We start from the raw sequence: 18,528 nt of genomic DNA on the forward strand, positions 1-18,528 counted from the left end.
TCTGTTGGATGTCGAAGGGTATTCCTATACCAATTTTATAAGGAGGCAGATTAATGGAAAGGATCAAAACCTTTGACGAACTCACCATCCGTGACAACTTTCTCTTCCAGCATGTGATGCGCAATGAACAGCTTTGTACCCACCTCATCGAAAAGATTGTGGGAATCAAAGTCCACTCCCTGCATTACCAGGCCTTCGAAAAGACCGTCAACCTCCGGCTGGACGGCAAAAGCATCCGTCTTGATGTATATGTGGAAGACGAAGAAGGCCGCGTGTACGACATCGAGATGCAGTGCACCAACTCCCCCAGAAATGACCTGGCCAAACGCAGCCGTTTCTACCAGAGTCTGATTGATGGGGAACTGCTGGATAAAGGCAAACCCTATGAAGAACTGAACCCGTCCTACGTAATCTTTATCTGCACGTTCGACCCGTTCCATCGAAATCTGCCAATTTACACATTTACCCATTGCTGTCAGGAAGATAACAGGGTAAAATTAAAAGATGAGGAAACCAGGATGTTCCTGAACAGTAAAGGCAGCGAAAATGCGGCTGATCCTGAGATTGCCGCTTTTCTCCGGTACGTGGATGGAAAAGCGGCAAAAGGGAAATTTGTGGAAAGCCTGGATCAGGAAGTCCATCTGGTAAAGAGTATGGATAAAGTGAGGCGAGAATATATGATTTTAAGTGATGAAATCAGAAGACGCCAGAAAGAAGCAGCTGAAGAAGGCATGCGGCAAGGTATGCGGCAAGGTATGCAGCAAGGCATACAGAAAGGCCGTCAGGAAGAACGGGAATCCAACATTGTTGCCATGCTGAAAGAAAAGATCCCCATGGAGACCATTTCCCGGATCACCCATTACTCTCTGGACCAGATCCAGAAACTGGGAAAGTTGCATGGAATTCTTTAGGTTGGAAAACGCCCAGGGCGTTTTCCTTCCCAATGATAAGGCCGCCGGAAAATCCGGCGGCCTTTTGGTGCATCGTTGGTCGTTCAGCGTGAGTCGTTTCGGATGCCAGATGCTCACGCATCTACCTTTGAACATAAAAAAAACCGGAGGCCGGGATGGGCTTCCCTGCGGGCAGCCCCTACCACGTTGAGGTCAGAGGACCAACGGAAATTCACAGAAACGAAGTTATCGAAGATTCCGTTTCTGTGACCATCGGCTTGAACATATGACACCAAACGCCGTAGGGGCGCGCCCGAGGCCCGCCCATCCCGGCCTGAGGGTTTACAAATTCAAAACCACGTTGGGGTCAGAGATACAACAGAAAATCAGAGAAACGGGGTCTTCAAAAAATCCGTTTCTCTGACCGTTGTATCCAACATCCGACCCCAACGGCGTAGGGGCGGGCCAAAGGCACGCCCGTCCCGGCCTGCGGGTTTTATACGTTCCTAGGAACCCGCCCGGCGGGTTCCCTCCTGCCGCTAGAGACTAGTGACTAGTGACTGTCAGCTCATGACCATCTTGAGACGGAAAAGCGGCCCTGCCGCTTTTCACCGCGCCCTGTCCCTTATTCCCCTGAACACCCTCCCTGGATGCCGGAGGAACTTTTCTTTATCCACCGCCAGTACGATCTTCCCGTCACGGATCAGCCGCAGTTTTCCGCCCCGACCGTCCAGGAGGCAGTTCTGCCAGCGGCAGCAGAGAGGTCCGTCATCCGTTTCTTCCAATCTGTCCCCGGTGAGTCGGCGCAGTTCTGTGTACAGCCGATATTCTTCTTCCGACCGGATCAGCAGGTCCGGCACCTCCCGGCTGTGGAGCAGAAGGAACAGATTGGTCATCACCTGTACCCTGGGTCCCATTTCCCGCACTCCGATAGGCCGTTCCAGCCTTTTCCATTCCTTCACCGCAAAACGGTAATACGGTTCATCGGAGTCTTTGGGGATTTCGCGGATTTCCCGGCGCTTCACCTGTTCCGTCCGGATTACTTCTCCATAATACCGTATTCCGCTCCGATCTCCAAAAATCCTTTTCGACTGGTAAAGAGCCACATAACGGATGGGCAGATTCTGCTCTCCCAACCGGGATGCCGGGATATGGTAGAACCTTCCCTCCAGACAGGCATCCAGCTGCCGTCCATCCTTCATGGTCCCCACCAGCACATCCCGCCGGGACCAGTCCACCCTGGCCAGCTTTTCCTCGATGCCCGCCGGCAGTACTGTTTCTTCCAGAGCCGTTTCCGGGGAGTCATCCACCAGCTCCGTCAGCCGCTGCTCCACCAGCTCCGTGGCAGAAGGCAGGAAGGGCAGCCCTCCGATGTTCACTTTTTCTATGCTCCGGTAAAATTTGTGATGCCGGTACTCTTCCTCATTCCCGTAGGGAAACAGCACATAGGCCCCGAACATGGTCCGGCGGAACACCTCTTCCCCCGCTTCGCAGACAATGGCGTCCCGGTAACGGTGCATGGTGTTGATGTCTTCCTCTTTGGGCCCCGGCGTATGTCCGATTACGTTGTAATAGTAACTCCCCGGCAGAGCAGGGTCGATCCGGTACTTGGCATCGAACACGTACCGACAGGTCATCTCTCCGCTGTCCAGGCTTTTCTTCACCAGGGTCAGCACATTGTCCGGTTTCTGTGGAACCGTAGGCAGATCCCGTCTGGCGGGATTGTAGCGCAGGGCAATGGCTTCCCCGGTAACAGGATCCAGATAATCCACCTGGGAGCCCCGCCCCTTCACCAGAGTCACGAACAGCCGACTCCCTTCCGTATGGATGATATCCTGGGAAACCAACTGATACTTCTCCTTCAGCAGCCGGTTCAGTTTGATGAAGCACCAGTATTCATACAGCTGGGCCAGATCCTTTACGGACATCCGGAACACATCCCCCGTCACTTCCAGTCCCCGTTCCAGCATCAGATAATACTTGTATAGTTCCCGGTAACCCGGGGCCATGGAAAACACTAGGGACATCCCTGTGCCTCCCCCGGTTTCCTCCAGGTTCCCCAGGAACGACCGCCGTACCCGCCAGTCCAGCTGCCCCAGCATACCGTCGATCCGTTCCGTCACTTCCCCGGTTCCATCCCTTCCCAGGGCCTGCACCCGTTCCCGGAAGTCCCGCATCCGCCGGATGGTGGAATCCACCATGGCCCGGGTCAGCCGGTTCTCCCGGGTATCGCAGGTGCTTCTTTTTTCCAGGGCCAGCACCTTCCGTGCCAGCACCTTTTCTCCCTGGCGCACACCGGCTCCCGGATGCCGTTCCAGCCAGCGCAGGGTCTGCCGGTCCGTCCGTCTGGCCTTGTACCCCTGCATCACCCGATGGACAGTCTGGAGCTCATGGTGGGGCTGCCGGAGGATCCGGTCCAGGGCCCGCAGATATCCTTCGAAGATTTGGCAGATCACCCCGTAGAATTCCACCGCACTGCCCCTTCTTTTTCCCTGCTGCCCCCAGCCGGAATAGGTCCTTTTGAGAAAATCGAAGATTAGGCTGTACAGTTCCTCCGTCACATCCGCCACAATGGCCAGATAATCCTTCCGGTAACTGATTTTTTCCGGGAATACCTCCACCGTGAACCGGAGATATTCCTGCCCGTCCAGGCAGATGACGAAATCCGAATATCCGATGTCGCTGCCAAAATCCACCACCCCGGTCAGGAGACGCCCGCTGCTCCCCACCGGGGTGATGCACTCCCGGATGGCCGGGCTGGCATGCCGGAAGGTCATTTCCCCATTACCCCGGTTCTCGATCACCAGCTCATAATGCGTCTGCTCATAAAACACTGGCTTCACCGGCACTTTTCCCGTTCCGGGCTCCTTTTTCTCCCCCAGGAACCGGACCTCTTCCGGTTCTTCCCGGCAGGAAACCTCAAAACAGGCCGTATCTTCCTCCGTCCCCAGCACAGCCGCCCGGGGATACAGGGCCCGGCCCTTCACCGTCACCGTCACCTGGGGTGTCTGGATAAAGACCAGTTCCTCACTGCCAGTATGAAGTGAACCCATCTTCCTCATATCTCCTCATCATGGAAGCCAGTTTGGCCGCACTCCTGGGGAAACGCACCCGGCTCCCATCCTCTTCCAGCAGCCGGGCCATTTTCCGATTGATTTCCCCGGAATCCGTCCGCAGCCCTTCATAATCCCCCGCACAGAACTGGAACAGCTCCCCGATCATATCCCGGACCGCTCCGCTGCTGCCCTGGATCCGGGGCAAAATCTTCTGGAGGATTTCCCGGTCCATGGCTTCTTTTTCCTCCATCAGGCCTGTTTTCCGGCTGTACAGCAGATAGAAAACGATTTCATCCCGCACCCGGTATCCCACCTGGGCATCAGCCTTTTTCAGGATTTCATTGCACTGGCACAGCACCCCGCACCATTTCCGGACACTCTCCTCCTCTTCTCCTCCCATGCACTGCCGCAGGGTGAGCCATTCACTCCGGAAAAATCCGTTATCCAGTTCCAGAGGTTCCGCTGTTTCCGTTTCTCCATCCTCCTCCGGCGGCATCAGGTCCACAAAAGAAAACTCGATGGCATTGGCCCGGTCCAGCACCTTCCGGCTGAAAGGAAAGGTGGTCTCGTCCATGTTCACCGTCCCCACCACATAGAGGTTTTCCGGCAGGATCAGGTCTCCATGGCCTTCCACCCGGATGGGATCCGCCGCGATACAGCCGCCTTTCAGCTCCCGGGTCTCTACGGCAGAAAGGTAATCGCTGAGATAATATTCCACCCGGGCCAGGTTCATTTCATCCAAACAGAGAAAGTACGGATGGTCCAGATCTTCCGCAGCCTTTTCCAGGAAATCCGTCACCGCCCCCGGGACGAAATTCCCGTTCAGGTCCACATGGCCGAACAGATCTGAAGGATCCGACCAGTCCGGGCGCACTGCCGCCTGCCGATACCGCCCATTGGCCGCCGTGGCCCCCGCCGCCTCTGCAAAAAGCCGTACCAGCCGGGTCTTCCCCGTGCCCGAAGTCCCCGCCAGGATCACAAATGGTTTGGCTTTGAGACAAAGGTAGAAATTAGTGATCAGGCCCTCTTCATAGGAGAACCCTTTTTGGGCGATGTAGGACTGGATGTGCTGGAGAGCGGCGGAGGGGGTGAGAAGATTGCTGTTTTCTTTTGAAACTTTATTCCTGTCCTTCATATTCTTATCAAGATTCAGATGATATTTTTCTGCCAGTTTGTAAACTTCATCAGCCAGTTCCATGCGGTTGGCATGGGCTGCAAACTTCAAAACACTTTGGCAGGCTGCTTTTCCCGCTTCCGCACCATTTTCCCGGATAATCCGTTCTGCATAATACAGCAGGAGTTCTGAATTGGAATTCCAGGTAAGGATTTCCCCTGCTCTCATTTCTCCGTACCATTTCACGTAATGTCTGGCGGAGGAGACAGCAACTTCCGGGCATTCGTCATGCACTTTTTCAGCTGCTTCCCTCAAAGAGATTTCCCCCTGATGCACTTTCTTTCCATAATCAAACAACACTCTGATGGCATCTTCCGTCATTTTCCCCATATTCAGGCCTCTCAGTTCCCAGAATGAATATTTTTCTTCATTATAGCAGCTTCGCAGAAATGATCAAAACAAAAAAGATCCGACCTGAATCAAGTCGGATCTTTATAATGCGTATTTACTTGGTTAGAAAACAGATTTTCTTCCACTCCGTCTTTTCTGCTCTCTTCTCTATCCCTCTGATATCCTTCCGGATTCTCAAAACAGGATTTCATGGCTTGAGCTATGCTGTAAGCAAGATAGACAGGAACGGCATTGCCAATCTGTTTGTATGCCTGTGTTTGAGATCCTCTTGCGCTGTTTCCCTCAAAATAAAAATTGTCGGGAAATGTCTGGATTCTTGCCGCTTCTCTGGGAGTGATGGAACGGTTTTGACGAATATCCGGATGAATATAGTAATGCCCATCTTTGGAAAGATGTGCCACCACCGTATGGGAAAAAGGCAAATCCCCTGCAACAACTTTAAATCTGTCCAAAAATGCGGTAATATTTTTGTGTGACCGCAGTTCAGTCGGCAGTTCTCTATAACTGAGCCGATCATGAGACTCATTCCATTTTTGGACTGCAATCCGGTAGATTTTCAAATCCTGCTCATTATTGGGTCTGGAATAATGCTCAGTAACAGGTTCCGTCTGGTATTCCTTGATTTTGACTTTAAAAAGATAGGAACTGGCGTGATTCTTTGTTGCCACCGGACCAGGAATTCCCTCCCCAGAATGAATGAAAGGCAAATCATCCAGAATATCATGGACTCTGTACGCACTGGTATCCGTTTTGGGTATCAGAGGATAAAAACCATGTTCACCATTCAGTTTACCAATCAGAATAATCCGTTTCCGGTTTTGCAGCACACCATAATCATGAGCGTTCAGGATTCGGTACTCAGTAGTATATCCGTAATCCTTGAACAACAGGCGCATCTTGTCGAAATAGCGCTCTCCTCCCCTTTCTTTGGCGGACAGCAGCCCGACAACATTCTCAAAAACAAAATACCTGGGTTGAAATTCTCTCAGAAACTCCGCATAAAGTTTATACAGATAATTTCTTGCATCCCCCACCATGTGGTCTCTGCTCCGTGCTCTTCCGGCAAGAGAATATGCCTGACAGGGTGGACCGCCAATAATCAGATCCAATTTGTTTCCATGGAGCCGGTCATGAATAACGGAAAAAATATCCTGAATATTATTCTGGGAAATCGTATACTCCAATACTGAATTCAATTCTTCAGCGGGAATCTTTCCATAAAAGTTCCTGCGGGAAATTTCCCCTTTCAGGTAGGCATCATACACGGACAGCATATCATGATCTTTCAGCCAGTAATATGCAACCCTGGTCCTTAGAGTATTGCATGCGGCCTGGTCCATTTCCACATGGGCGACCGGATCAAATCCAGCCATTTTAAAGCCTTCAGACAATCCACCAGCGCCAGCAAAAAGGTCCAGATATCTGGTCATTGCAATACCCTCCTTTCTATTATGTTAAAAAAATATTATAACAATAAAAATCTGTTCGGTAAAGAACAATTTGTGTCCACTCAAGCTGTTATGTTAAAGGAGTTGTGCTATGGACAAAATTTCAAAGGAAAAAAGAAGCGAAAATATGTCCAGAATAAAGTCTCGTGATACATCCATTGAGATCAAAGTCCGCAAATATCTTTTCTCCCAAGGATTCAGATACAGGAAGAACGTAAAATCTCTCCCAGGAAAGCCGGATATTGTTCTCCCAAAATACAAAACCGTCATTTTTATCAACGGATGTTTCTGGCACCGTCATCCGGGCTGTAAATATGCTGCTACTCCCTCCACTCATCAGGCCTTTTGGCAAAAAAAGTTCAAGGCAAACGTGCAAAATGATTCGAAACACCATCAACAACTTGAAAAGTCAGGATGGCATGTTATTGTTTTGTGGGAATGCGAAATCAAACACAACTTTTTAAATCTCACGGCCAACCTTGTAAAAGAACTTCACTCTCAGCTGTCCATCAATCCGGATAACTCTCATCTCTAGCCTTTTTCAAAATTTCCATAAGGCAGACACACTGTCTGTCAGTAGGAATTCTTCCTTTTTTCATACCCTGCACACAGCTCGTTAGTATCGAAGTTTCCTTGGGTGTCAGTATGGGATTGGTTCTTGTCCAAGCTATCACCTTTTCCCATTTGTCAATTCCGTATTGAACTGTGTCAATCATGGCATTCGCTTTGTTGATTTCCTTTTGTTCCTTTTTGGCTTCCTGTTCATCATGCTTCACAATTTCGATGTCAATCAGTTCTTCCACAAATGCAGAATGAAGAGCAAAAGACATTTTCTTCATCTTTGCCCAGCACTCAGCTCTTTTAGCCCATTCCGTCACATTCTGAACACCACGATCAGGGGATGTAAGGAACTCATATGTTACTTGAGCCAGCCTGCTCAGCTGTTTTTCCGTTTCCGAAGACACTTCCTGTTTCTGCCATATTTTCTTCAGATCCATCTCCTTATTGGGACACTGTTGATGAATCAGCCAGAAAAGCCACGACAACGCATAAGTATTCACCTGAGCCTTGTAACCGCCGTCATACCAGGAAGATCTCTTTACAATGCCGTCCACGGATTGGAATAGAATATCCACTGCAACAATATTCTTGTAGAACTGCTCATTGAACTGATCCTTATCCTTATCCCACTGTTCAGAAGCCCATCCTGCAAACTTGATAAAGTTCTTCTGTGCTCCGGTAGATACAGAGTCCGGCTTCATACTGTAGATGTTGTAAAACTTTGCCATATCCGTTTTGGTTATTACCTGTTTTTTGGGATTTTCCTTTTCAAACCGTTTTTTCTGGACAGGAGTCATTCCGGCGGTTTCCTGTCTGTACTGACCACGTGCCCGTTCATAATACCAGTGTGTACCATACTGATTCCCATTGACGGCCGGAGCAAGCAGTTTTCTGGAAATCTGTTCCATTTGAATATGGAAAGGTGAATTGGAGAAAAAGTCAGCTTCACTGACCTTGTTTTGACTGTTGGCATATCTGGCAATATCGGGAATCAGCCTGGCGGCGGTTTCCGGTTCTACAACGGAAAGTTTCATGGGAACATATATGTCTTTCAAACCGTTTGCCCGATCCTTATCCTTGACAAGTGCATTGGCCAAGGAGGCAGTGGTCTGCCCACCATTCACAATCTGCAAATCCCGGATATCCGTCAACAGCAAACCGTAAGGTGTCATTTCTGTTTTAACATAGGAAGCAGTCGCCGCAATTCCATTGTTGTAAGCGAAAAATTTCTTGGGATCATTCAAAATGGTGTTCCTGATCTGCTTGTTGATTTTTCCCTTTGTGGACAGGAAGGAGCGCACATTTCCTTCCAGGAGTCTACCTCCATATTCATTGTATAAATCAGCCAGAATTTTCCCTGGAATATTGCAGAGAAAAGCAGTATATTCACTGCTCTGCCCAGCTTTCAGACAGGGAATTCCCGCTGCCCCAAAATCTGCGAGATGAATCTCAACTTCTTCCCTTCCGCTTTTGGACTTTGCCAGTTCATAGAGACGTCCCATATCCCAAATCGTATACTCACACTCTTTCCCGCAAAGGATGTCATTTTCAAATTTTCGTACCCTGGTGCTCATAACGCGGTTGGAAATGATGTACATCCTGTATTTGTCTACGTTCTTGAACCGGTTGCAGATGTCATAGGCTAAATCATATCCCTGGTTACTGGGCTCCCCCTTTTCCAGGATAAAGCCATTCAAGGAATTGACTATAAAATTTTGTTCTCTTTTGAAAAGATTCACCGCTTCCGTGTTGGTCAGCTTATCCACTTCATCACTTTCAACAAAATCACAAATAAACAATGCCAAGCAGTTTTCCAAATTGTCGTAGAAGTACCCATCAATCTGAATTTTTGAGTTCCTGCTCCCCACACTTTCAAACTGCAACGGAATAAATTCCAAGAACTCTTCCGCATCTATCAGATTTTCTGTAATCTGCGTAATGAATTCTTCACGGGGCATATTCCCATTCTGTTCAGCCAAAAGATGAATCTCAGACATCAGATTGCTCTTGTATGTTTCCATTTCATTAGCCATTGAGGTTCCCTCTATTCCTTGAAATCATCCAGCAAAGCCAGCAACAGTTTATACTTTACTTCTGAAACGGCTGCCGGAAGTCGGTTTCTTCTAAGTGCCGGGAATTGCCCGTCCACTCTGTAACTCCACCTGTCATAAAATATAAATTTAAACTGATCATAATAGGAAACTGGTACATATCCCAACGAAAGTAAATTTCCCCGCATGGTTCTTCTAGTCTGAGGATATTCTTTCATCAGTCCATCCAACTGTTCAAACGCCTCATTCAGTGTTATGCCAACGGAACTGGTAATTGTTGTGGTTTCTGCGGTTTGTACAACCAAGTGCCCCTGTAAAGGATTGTCCAACTGTTCAAGGGAAGAAATCGCAACATCAACACTGCCTGGAGATAGAGTTTTTATTTCATACCAAGTATTTTCAAAGACAAAATCCTGATCTTTCTTCAGGGGCCCCTGCCAGGACAATACTGCATTTTCCGCACCACAGGCAGGAACAAGAACGTCCAGACAAAATTTCATTTCCCCCAAAAGTCCCTTGATGGCTGACTGACTCAGATAGTCTGACTTACCTGCAGACAATAGATATCTCCATTCAAGATAGCGGTTTTCCACAAACTGAACACCGTCGCGCTCACTTTCAATGTCTCTTGAGCTTTCCACAATGTCTTCACAAAAACGGACAAAGATGTTCATCAGTTCTTCCTGTTTCAGGTTGAATGATATTGTCCACATCCGGTCTTTTTCTCTCCAACCAGTCTCCACTGTAATGCTGTTTGTGGAAGGAAGCGTCTCTACCCTGCAGGCAGTCTGAAGAAGAAGAGATGCATTCCCTTCGCTGTTCCTGCCATAAAAGAAGTTCAGCTTGTGCTGTGCATCCACCCGACTATACTTGCCACAGCCAAATTTTTCAAAAACATCACCCGTATATTTCATTCACGTATTCTCTCATTTCTTAGTTCCCACCGTCATCCTCATCTTCATCAAAGTCGTTGTCATTTGCATCCATACCAAACAGTTCTTTCTGCATAACTGCATTCATTTTATAAGTATGCAGAATTGGTTTTTCGTCAGTTAGTGGAATGCCAATGGCAAGTCCAATCAATGGCTTGCTGGAATCATGGTAAAGATCCAGAATCTCTTGGGTATCCTTGTCTGGATTATTTCTTCCAGGTTGCAGAACAACTGGATAAATGATCAGCAAGGGATTCCGCTCAAGTCCCGCCCGAAAATAACTGGTCCCGCTTAGACTGTTTTTCTCCTTGTTGAATTTTTTACTGACTGCATCAACTTGTTCTTCTGTCAGTCCTGCTGCAGACATGTTTTTGGAACCCAACCGGGAATTCTTGCCGGAAATCTGCAAAGCCCGAATAGCTCGGTTGTACCTGAAGCTTCTTTTTGCAGGACGAATCTTCATTCCAGCTATTTGAATTTCATTTGCATATCCTTTATTGGCAACAGCAACATCCCATTCAGTAAATTTTTTTGGCTCTGGGAACAACGCATTCTCAATATCTTCATTTCTGAAAGTTCTATTGGCATTGTGGCAGTGGTACTCCTGTAAAAACTGCTGAATATATTCCCAGTACACATTTTTAAACTGCAAGACACCTTTCAGTGCCAAATTTTTCTCTTCCGCCGGATGATAATTCAACTTTAAACATTCCAAGAATTTTTCGGTGGCTTTCAGGTTGGTTAAATTTTCAATTCTTCCGCTTGGCAAATAAGCTGTTTCAATAACCTCCCCACTCAGATTGATTGCCTGAACGTAGGTTTTTGCTGTTTTCATCTTGTTTCGTGCAGTTACCAGAAGAGCGCCTCTATCCTGCCGCACGCACAAGCCAAATTCTTTTGGAGTACGGTTCTGATCACGCATCATCTGAATTTTTTCCTTCAGTTCATCCGTGGCTTCTGTAATCTGCCTATACCAGTCAACTGCCGTGTCCGGCATCCAGATTTGAAACAAATCATCATAGCCATTGCGATATCCAAACCATCTTTCCATCTGCATAAGGGTATCATACATTTTAGAATTGCGATGAAAATAGCTTACACATAAACCTTCCAGTGTAAGTCCACGGGAAAGACTCAATCCTCCAACAGCAATCAAACGCAGACCAGTATCCGCATAATTATCATAATTGAGGATACGAACAGCATTACCGCCGTTAACCGAAGCGACTTTTATAGGCATAACGGCATTTTTCAGGTTTTTTTGCACTTCGTCCCAAGTAATTGGAGTCTTTCCATCTGAACCAGGGCAGCCACTGAAGTAATTTTCAAATACCCGTTTCAGATTTTGAAATTCGGGATACTGAAGAGCTTTATTTCCACATAGATAGTAGTTCTGTATGGCATCCTGATATTCCTTGACCAGACTGGACACTTGTCTTCTAACCCGATCCTGAACGGCTATAAACCGGGAAAGATTGATCATCATGGTCCTGTGAGCTTTTTTGTTTCCCCTTAAATCACGAATAACATTTATCAGCAGAAAGGAACAAATTGCCGTTTCCAGGCTTTCCGGCATCTGAGGATTGGGAAAAAAATCCTTTTTATGTTTCATGGGAACATAGTCTTCACAATCATCATTGTTGTGAAGCATGTTCTGGTATTTCCCTTCACTGGAAAAAACGGCATCAGGACCAATATAATTGGAAGGCGACGGCAGACAGTAAATGAAATCTTTGGGAAACAGATCTTCATTGAACATGTCATCATCTGTTTCCGGATCAATGAAAATATTGGCATATGGCGTTGCCGTAAACCCCAGATAATTGGACTTGGAAAACTTGTTCAACAGTTCGCGGATAGCCTTGTTGATGGCAGTGGGATCCGTATCTGCATTATGCGTATTGATGGAGGCATTATCCGCTTCATCATCAATAAGAAGCATGGGAACATCAATGATTCCGGCATCTGCCAGTTCAAGCCATTGACTCAAATTATGAAGAACAGAACGATTTTTCTTCATGACAAAAATAATGGGAACATTGATTTTGTCCAAATGCGGAATCAGGCTGGAAGCCGTTTTCTGCTTAAAATCAGAAGATATGCTGGTCACTGACCAAGCTACTGATTCCTTGTCATATTTCCCAACACCAACCTTCCTTTCGGTGCCTTTCTGTTGTTTGAGAAAGGCATCACTGTCCGTTCCAGTAAATCCCTGATCCACCCTTTCCTGCGTCTGTGCACGAAGTTTTTCCATAACGCCGGTAAGAAGAATAATGACCTTGTATCCGGCATCAGCAGCCTTGTTGATCAAAGCAATATAATTGGAAGTTTTACCGGACTGAACTTCCCCAATACACAATCCTCTGCGGTTGAATCCTTCTTTCTGAGCTGGATTCCCCAACAGATCCATAATGGCATCTGTGGCATCATCCATTTCATTCAAAACAGCATTGTTCCATCCCTGGTGTCTCAAATAAAGTTTGTACCGATTCCAGAATTTAGGTGCTATATTGCCTTTGGCACTGTTGTACCAAGGCAAATGACTTTTTTCCGTTATCAGAACACCCTTGTCTATACTGATTTGAATTTTGGTCTGGACATCTCTCAGCACTTCCTTTTTCTGCTCTTCCGTCAGGGGATTGATTTGAGCGAAAACATTGATTAGATTCATAATATCTTCTGATTCAACTTTTTCTTCCCCATCCAGTTGCTGTATAACAAAGCTTAAAACTCTTTCTTGGTTTTCATTCATTTGCATATACCTCTTTTATTCTGGCAATGACATCAGGGTAATTGGAAAAAGGTTCCATTATTTTCATCGACTCGATGAACTGATCCACATTTCCATGGATTTGCAGTAATTGCTGAACCGTGTTGTCAGCCAATTGATATACCTCTTCTTTTTCACTGTTTCCCTTTTTTTCCAGATCCATTTCATTTTGAGCCACTCTGCAGTAAACATCTCCATAAGGAAACGTTTCTTCAATAAGGCTCAAATAGGATTCCAGCAGATTGATCTGATCCTCATCCATTGAATTCTCCAGATTTTTCAGGATTGGCATATTTCGGTTGATCTTGTATTCGTACTTTCCGCGATTCTGGATAACATCCCAAGTATGGATAATATTGTCTTCCCTTACCTTGCGTCCTCTGTACCGATATACCTTTTCGCTTTTTTCCACAGATTTCAACACTATATTGGCCAGATTTTTCTTGATCATATAGGGAAGGTTGGCTTTTGATTTTCTTATATCAATTTCCCATATGGAATCCAGTGTATTTGGAATATCAACCCGTACCATGGCCAATTTTCCCAATTCATTCTGTTTGATGAGTCTGAACCAGGTCCCCCAGACAATCAGTCGTTTATTCCGATAAATATAAAACCCCTGTTTCAGACGCAGTTCACTGTTTTCTCCCCTGGCTTTTTTTTCTTTCGTCGTTAGTTTGCTGAGTAAAGGCAGTACATATGGTTTTACCGTAATGAATTCATCGCCAATCCGAATCTGCTGTTCACTCAAAGGTTGTGTAGCCGGATTGTCAGTCAGGAACGGGTCGATTCCATGAACTTCATCCCCATTGAAATAAATCTTGATGTAGTTTTTGACTCCAACATCACCATTTAAAAACCGGTGGAATACCAAGGAGACATGCTTTTTGGTAAGAACCAGTCTGTCATTGAAGGCCTTGCTGAAATTGTCTGATTCCTGTTTTAAGCGGTCAAAATTCTGCCAGACCACCACAGTCCCACTGTCCACGAACTGCAAATATTCAACTCCTGGATACCTTTTGACTTCGTCTTCTGAATATACCTGCAGTGACCAGTTTTGAGTGGAAACTATATAGTCCAAGTCCCAAGCTGCAGCATGAATTTCACCATTTTTTTTGCTGATTACGGTTACTCTTCTGCATTGAGACAGAGATGCCATTTTCATTCCCAAGCCAAATCGTCCCAAATCTTTTTTGCTTCTTTTTTCCGTAGAACTTTGGCTTCCATACCGCATGGCTTTTTCAAGTTCCGAAAGACTCATCCCGCAGCCATCATCTGCAATGCATACATAAGGATCGGGCAGAGCCTGAAAATCAACACGAATTTTACCAGCACCTGCACTGATACTGTTGTCAATAATATCTGCAAGAGCCGCCTCAAAGGAATATCCTATGGAACGGGTAGATTCAACCAGTATGGGGGCTTCTGGAACCACAATTTTCTGTCTCATCATTACACCACCGGAAAATTATAATCATATTTTTCATTATATTATGAATTCGCATCTTTGTATAGTCAAAAGAAACTGGATACTTCATTACAGAAAGGAATACCATCTTGCTCAATTACATTTTATCAGGTTATCTATACAAATTTCAGTACAGATTTATTTTTTATGCTCAATCAGGTTGTTTCAAAAAAATCCGCACAACCCTCTGATTGAACAGTAGGCTTTTACCAGAATAAAGATCGAGTCAGCATCATACCCAAAGCCATCAAGCCTTGGGTAGAAAAGAAGTCAAACCGACCTTTCAGACGTCAGCCATCAGCTTGTTCGTATAATAAGCAGGACGGACCCCTGGCAGGTGTGCCGTTAGTCATTTATCGTTTTGGATACCAGATACTGGTGCATTTGTCTTTAAACGCATTGGCCCTCTGGGCGGCCGGGACGGGCTCCCCTGCGGGGAGCCCCTACCACGTTGGGGTCAGAGATGCAACAGAAAATCAGAGAAACGGGGTTGTCAAAAAATCCGTTCCTGTGACCGCTAAATCGGACGTTCAATTGCAACGAGGTAGGGGCGTGCCGCAGGCCCGCCCGTCCCGGCCTCCGTTTTTTATACGTTCCCAGGAACCCGCCCGGTGGGTTCCCTCCTGCCGCTAGAGACTAGAGACTAGTGACTGTCAGCTCATGATTATCTGCCCCCAGCAGATGGTCTCCTTCTGCGTGAGCCTGGAAAGCGGCCCCTGCCGCTTTTCACCATCTTCCTCACCTTTTTCAACGCCTTCTGATACCTTCCATACAGCGTGGAGACAGGTTTTCCGAATCCTTCTCCCAGGGTCTTCCAGGGAATCCGCTGACCGGCGGCAAGATATACAAGCCGCTGCTCGTCAGGGGCAAGGCATAGGAACGCGTCCTGTAATTCCCTCCGTTGTACCCGCAGGATAAAGTCTTCGGTGTAATTTTCCTGAGTCTGACCATAGAGTTTCTCTTTCAGTTTGTTCCAGCGCGCCTCTTTCCGGATGTAATGGGACAGCAGGAAGTTCAGATGGGTCTTCACAAAGCCAGGAAATCTTCTGGCGTCTTCTCCCGGATATTTCCTGATGGCTTCCAGGATTCCCAGCACCAGGGTACTTGCCAGATCCGGCCGCAGAGACAGGTTCTTTTCCTGGCTGGCCATTTTTTTCATCAAGGGCTGAAAGGCTGTAACGATAGCCATCTGGGCTTTTTGATCTCCCTGTTTGGCTTCAGGCAGCAGGGCTGCCAGATCCGTTTTTTCCATAGGCGTTCCTCCTTCATGCCTTTGCAAAAAGTTCCATAGGAGCCGGTTGGCTTTTCCGGAACATTCCCGGTTTCCCCTCTCCCATCTTCCGCCGGTCCAGTCCATACAGCAGGGCGGGCATAGTCATTCCCGCCAGACGGCTGCAAATCCGTTCTGCCACGTCCCGGTCATGTTTATCCGGCTTGCCAATGACCTGGGCCATCTTTTCCCCAAGAGTTTTCAGCCCGTAATTGGTGGTCACGATGGTGAGCTTTTTCCCCATGTATCGGGCATCAATGACCCGTTCCAGCTGTTCCAGTCCCCAGGCACTGAACCGTTCTGATCCCAGATTGTCCATGATCAGCAGGTCAACATTCTCCAGGCTGCGGTCCTGCTGATCCGGATTCCGGGCATTGTTCCGGAACAGGTATCGCATCCAGCCTGTGGTAGCAAACATCACCTTCTTTCCCTGCTGCAGAAACTGGTTCCCCACAACGGAGGACAGAAATGTCTTTCCGGTACCCCGGCTCCCATAGATGTACATCCCTTTTTCCACATCTTTTCCCCGCACCAGTTCCTGAGCCATCCGCACGGCCTGCTGATTGCCTTCGGATACCTGATAGTCATCAAAGCCCTTTCCCTGGTACATGTCAGGAATCCCGGCTGCCGCTTTCTGTTCCTCGTACAGCTTTTTTCGCTGAAGCATTTTTACCTTGGGACAGGGTGTCAATGGAAAATAGGGATAGCCCCGATATCCGGTGAAAATGTGAACCATTTCTGGTACGGGCTGTCTGCATTTTCCATCCCTGCAGTTCCGGCAGAGTTCCTGTTCCTTTCGGACCCGCTCAATATCATCCTCACAGTTCTGGATATATTTCTCCATCACATGGGCTGGAGGGCCAAACAGGTTGGCCAGATCCACATAGATGCTCTTTTCTTTTTTCGGTTGTTCTGTTGTCTCTCTGTTTTCTTCCACGGATGTGTCTCCTTCCCACGTACCCTGTCAACCAGATGGCTGTCAGGATTTTTCTTTTTTGTCTATTTTTCTTCTATCCTTACCTAACCTAAACTAACCTAACCTGTGGCAACCAAAACCAACATCCTGGCAACCAGATTGTGAAACCTGGTTGCCAAGGTGCTTTAGGCCCTGTCAGAATGCGGGTTTCCGGATTTTTCCCAGAAATCGGTTTCCATTTCTTCCTTCTCAGACGACTGCCATTCGGTTGCCAGGCTTTCCTCATCTGACTGCCAGGTGGGTGCCAGGTTATTCCCCTTTGGCTGCCACTGCGGTCTTCCTACTGGTTGACTGGGTGTTGGGTTCTGGTTGCCAGGATTCCAAAACCCGGGCAACCAGTGTTCTTTACACTCTTCTTTGATTACGTAAACTCCTTCAGAAGAAAGTGTAACGTACTGTTTTTCTACAGCAGTACTGGCCCGATACCGATCTTTACGGATATTGTTGTGATAAAACCAGTGCCGGATTACAACGACACCGGACGTAAAGGTCAGGATATAGTTCAATCGGTCCAGTTCTGCCATATCTTCCTCCGTACAACTGGTATACCGGACGATAGCCAGCGGATTCCCCACGAACCCGTCATCATCTGCATCCAGCAGCAGGTGCATATAGAGCCCCTGGGAAGAAGGTTTCAGACGCAGAAAATGGTCTCTTTTGACCACATCTCTGCAGATCATGCGTCGGTTTGCCATTTCATAAACATCTCCTCTCAAAATCAATAAAGGGACAAAAAAATACCAGGAGCCGAAACTCCTGGCATTTCATTTTGGCAGATTTTCTGCATAAAAAACAGGATTCCGTCTCGTCCGTTTCTGGTTTTCGGGTATGAAAAAACCGTGCAGCAAAACAGCCTCTTCTGCTGAAAGGGTCAGCAAAGCAGCCTGTTTCAGTAAGGCATAGGCCTTCTGCACAGGATCAGAAACGACGGTAGGAATCCTCGTAATGGTTGTATTTCAAACGTCTGAAGGTATTGTGTTTGATGGTTTGGGCTGTGCGGGAAATGCACTTCCAGGAACAACTTCCCTGGTAAGCGTTGATCAGCAAGGGGATCACTCCTCTGTTGGGATTTTTGGCAGAATTGATTAGTAAATTTTATCAGATAATTTTATTATATCAAAATTTATAAAATAGTCAAGTAAGTTCAATGGATTTATGTTTAGATTATCTGAACTGCCGTGATTTTTCAGTTAATTTTCTTTTTTCTTGATTTTTTGATTCTGTATTCAAGTTTTCAAGTGTACGCTTGTTCGGGTTGAACGTTCGATTCCAGATTACGTTTGTCGTGAGTCATTATGCCAGGCATTTGCTTTTGGACATAGGGCCCTCTGGGCGCACCTGTTGGTTCATCGTTTATCGTTCATCGTGAGTCGTTATGGAAGGAACCCGTGACCGGGTTCCTTTGAATGAGGACGCAGCTGACGCTGCTAACCCACCACCCATGCTGCGCATGGATACCCCCGCCCTTGAAAAGGGCGGATAGTGGGTACGCGGGCTTACGCCCTGGCACCCACATAAAGCAATGGGGCAAAGCCCCGAGCGTATATCCGCCCTTTTCAAGGGCGGGGGACCGTTGCGCTT

The 18,528-nt window shown here is 47.2% G+C and carries 12 protein-coding genes; 2 read left to right on the forward strand and 10 right to left on the reverse strand.

Translation table 11 applies throughout. The annotated features are described in order from the left end of the window. The first annotated feature begins 53 nt into the window (after positions 1-53). Positions 54-911: an Rpn family recombination-promoting nuclease/putative transposase gene (locus tag ACTQY5_RS02285; RefSeq protein WP_154488752.1), complete on the forward strand. Its 858-nt coding sequence runs from the start codon at positions 54-56 to the stop codon at positions 909-911. A gap of 587 nt (positions 912-1,498) precedes the next feature. On the opposite strand, the gene ACTQY5_RS02290 is transcribed toward ACTQY5_RS02285, so the two are convergent. From ACTQY5_RS02290 to ACTQY5_RS02300, 3 genes are all read right to left on the reverse strand, one after another. Continuing rightward, entirely contained in the window at positions 1,499-3,943 is a 2,445-nt protein-coding gene (locus ACTQY5_RS02290) for a DUF2357 domain-containing protein (RefSeq protein ID WP_441368726.1), read from the reverse strand. Further along, complete coding sequence (locus ACTQY5_RS02295) at positions 3,918-5,450, reverse strand: McrB family protein (protein WP_154488755.1); 1,533 nt, start codon at positions 5,448-5,450, stop codon at positions 3,918-3,920. Before ACTQY5_RS02295 ends, ACTQY5_RS02290 begins: the two co-directional genes overlap by 26 nt. Before the next feature lie 89 nt (positions 5,451-5,539). After that, positions 5,540-6,901, reverse strand: a complete 1,362-nt coding sequence (locus ACTQY5_RS02300) for a DNA cytosine methyltransferase (protein ID WP_441368727.1) — start codon at positions 6,899-6,901, stop codon at positions 5,540-5,542. A gap of 109 nt (positions 6,902-7,010) precedes the next feature. On the opposite strand from ACTQY5_RS02300, the gene ACTQY5_RS02305 reads away from it, so the two are divergent. Next, a complete protein-coding gene (locus ACTQY5_RS02305) occupies positions 7,011-7,454 on the forward strand; it encodes a very short patch repair endonuclease (RefSeq protein WP_154488758.1) in 444 nt (147 codons plus the stop codon). On the opposite strand, the gene ACTQY5_RS02310 is transcribed toward ACTQY5_RS02305, so the two are convergent. From ACTQY5_RS02310 to ACTQY5_RS02340, 7 genes are all read right to left on the reverse strand, one after another. Further along, on the reverse strand, positions 7,429-9,513 hold the full coding sequence (locus ACTQY5_RS02310) for an AIPR family protein (RefSeq protein WP_154488760.1): 2,085 nt from the start codon (positions 9,511-9,513) through the stop codon (positions 7,429-7,431). The two genes, ACTQY5_RS02305 and ACTQY5_RS02310, sit on opposite strands and share 26 nt — an antisense overlap. An 11-nt stretch (positions 9,514-9,524) precedes the next feature. After that, positions 9,525-10,445: a PD-(D/E)XK motif protein gene (locus tag ACTQY5_RS02315; RefSeq protein WP_154488762.1), complete on the reverse strand. Its 921-nt coding sequence runs from the start codon at positions 10,443-10,445 to the stop codon at positions 9,525-9,527. 19 nt (positions 10,446-10,464) lie between these two features. Next, positions 10,465-13,215 (reverse strand): Z1 domain-containing protein, encoded by a 2,751-nt coding sequence (locus tag ACTQY5_RS02320; RefSeq protein ID WP_441368728.1) that lies wholly within the window; start codon positions 13,213-13,215, stop codon positions 10,465-10,467. Beyond that, positions 13,208-14,686: an ATP-binding protein gene (locus ACTQY5_RS02325; RefSeq protein WP_154488766.1), complete on the reverse strand. Its 1,479-nt coding sequence runs from the start codon at positions 14,684-14,686 to the stop codon at positions 13,208-13,210. The genes ACTQY5_RS02320 and ACTQY5_RS02325 overlap by 8 nt, the downstream gene beginning before the upstream one ends. A 679-nt stretch (positions 14,687-15,365) precedes the next feature. Continuing rightward, the gene (locus ACTQY5_RS02330; RefSeq protein WP_195839609.1) at positions 15,366-15,953 is read right to left on the reverse strand and encodes a sigma-70 family RNA polymerase sigma factor; all 588 of its coding nucleotides are present in this window, start codon (positions 15,951-15,953) and stop codon (positions 15,366-15,368) included. Between the two features lie 13 nt (positions 15,954-15,966). Beyond that, positions 15,967-16,908: an ATP-binding protein gene (locus ACTQY5_RS02335; RefSeq protein WP_154487874.1), complete on the reverse strand. Its 942-nt coding sequence runs from the start codon at positions 16,906-16,908 to the stop codon at positions 15,967-15,969. 164 nt (positions 16,909-17,072) lie between these two features. Beyond that, a complete protein-coding gene (locus ACTQY5_RS02340; protein WP_441368729.1) occupies positions 17,073-17,642 on the reverse strand; it encodes a hypothetical protein in 570 nt (189 codons plus the stop codon). Positions 17,643-18,528: the final 886 nt, after the last annotated feature.

The sequence above is a fragment of the Acidaminococcus sp. HCP3S3_H5 genome (genome assembly GCF_052122235.1).
Taxonomy (GTDB): domain Bacteria; phylum Bacillota; class Negativicutes; order Acidaminococcales; family Acidaminococcaceae; genus Acidaminococcus.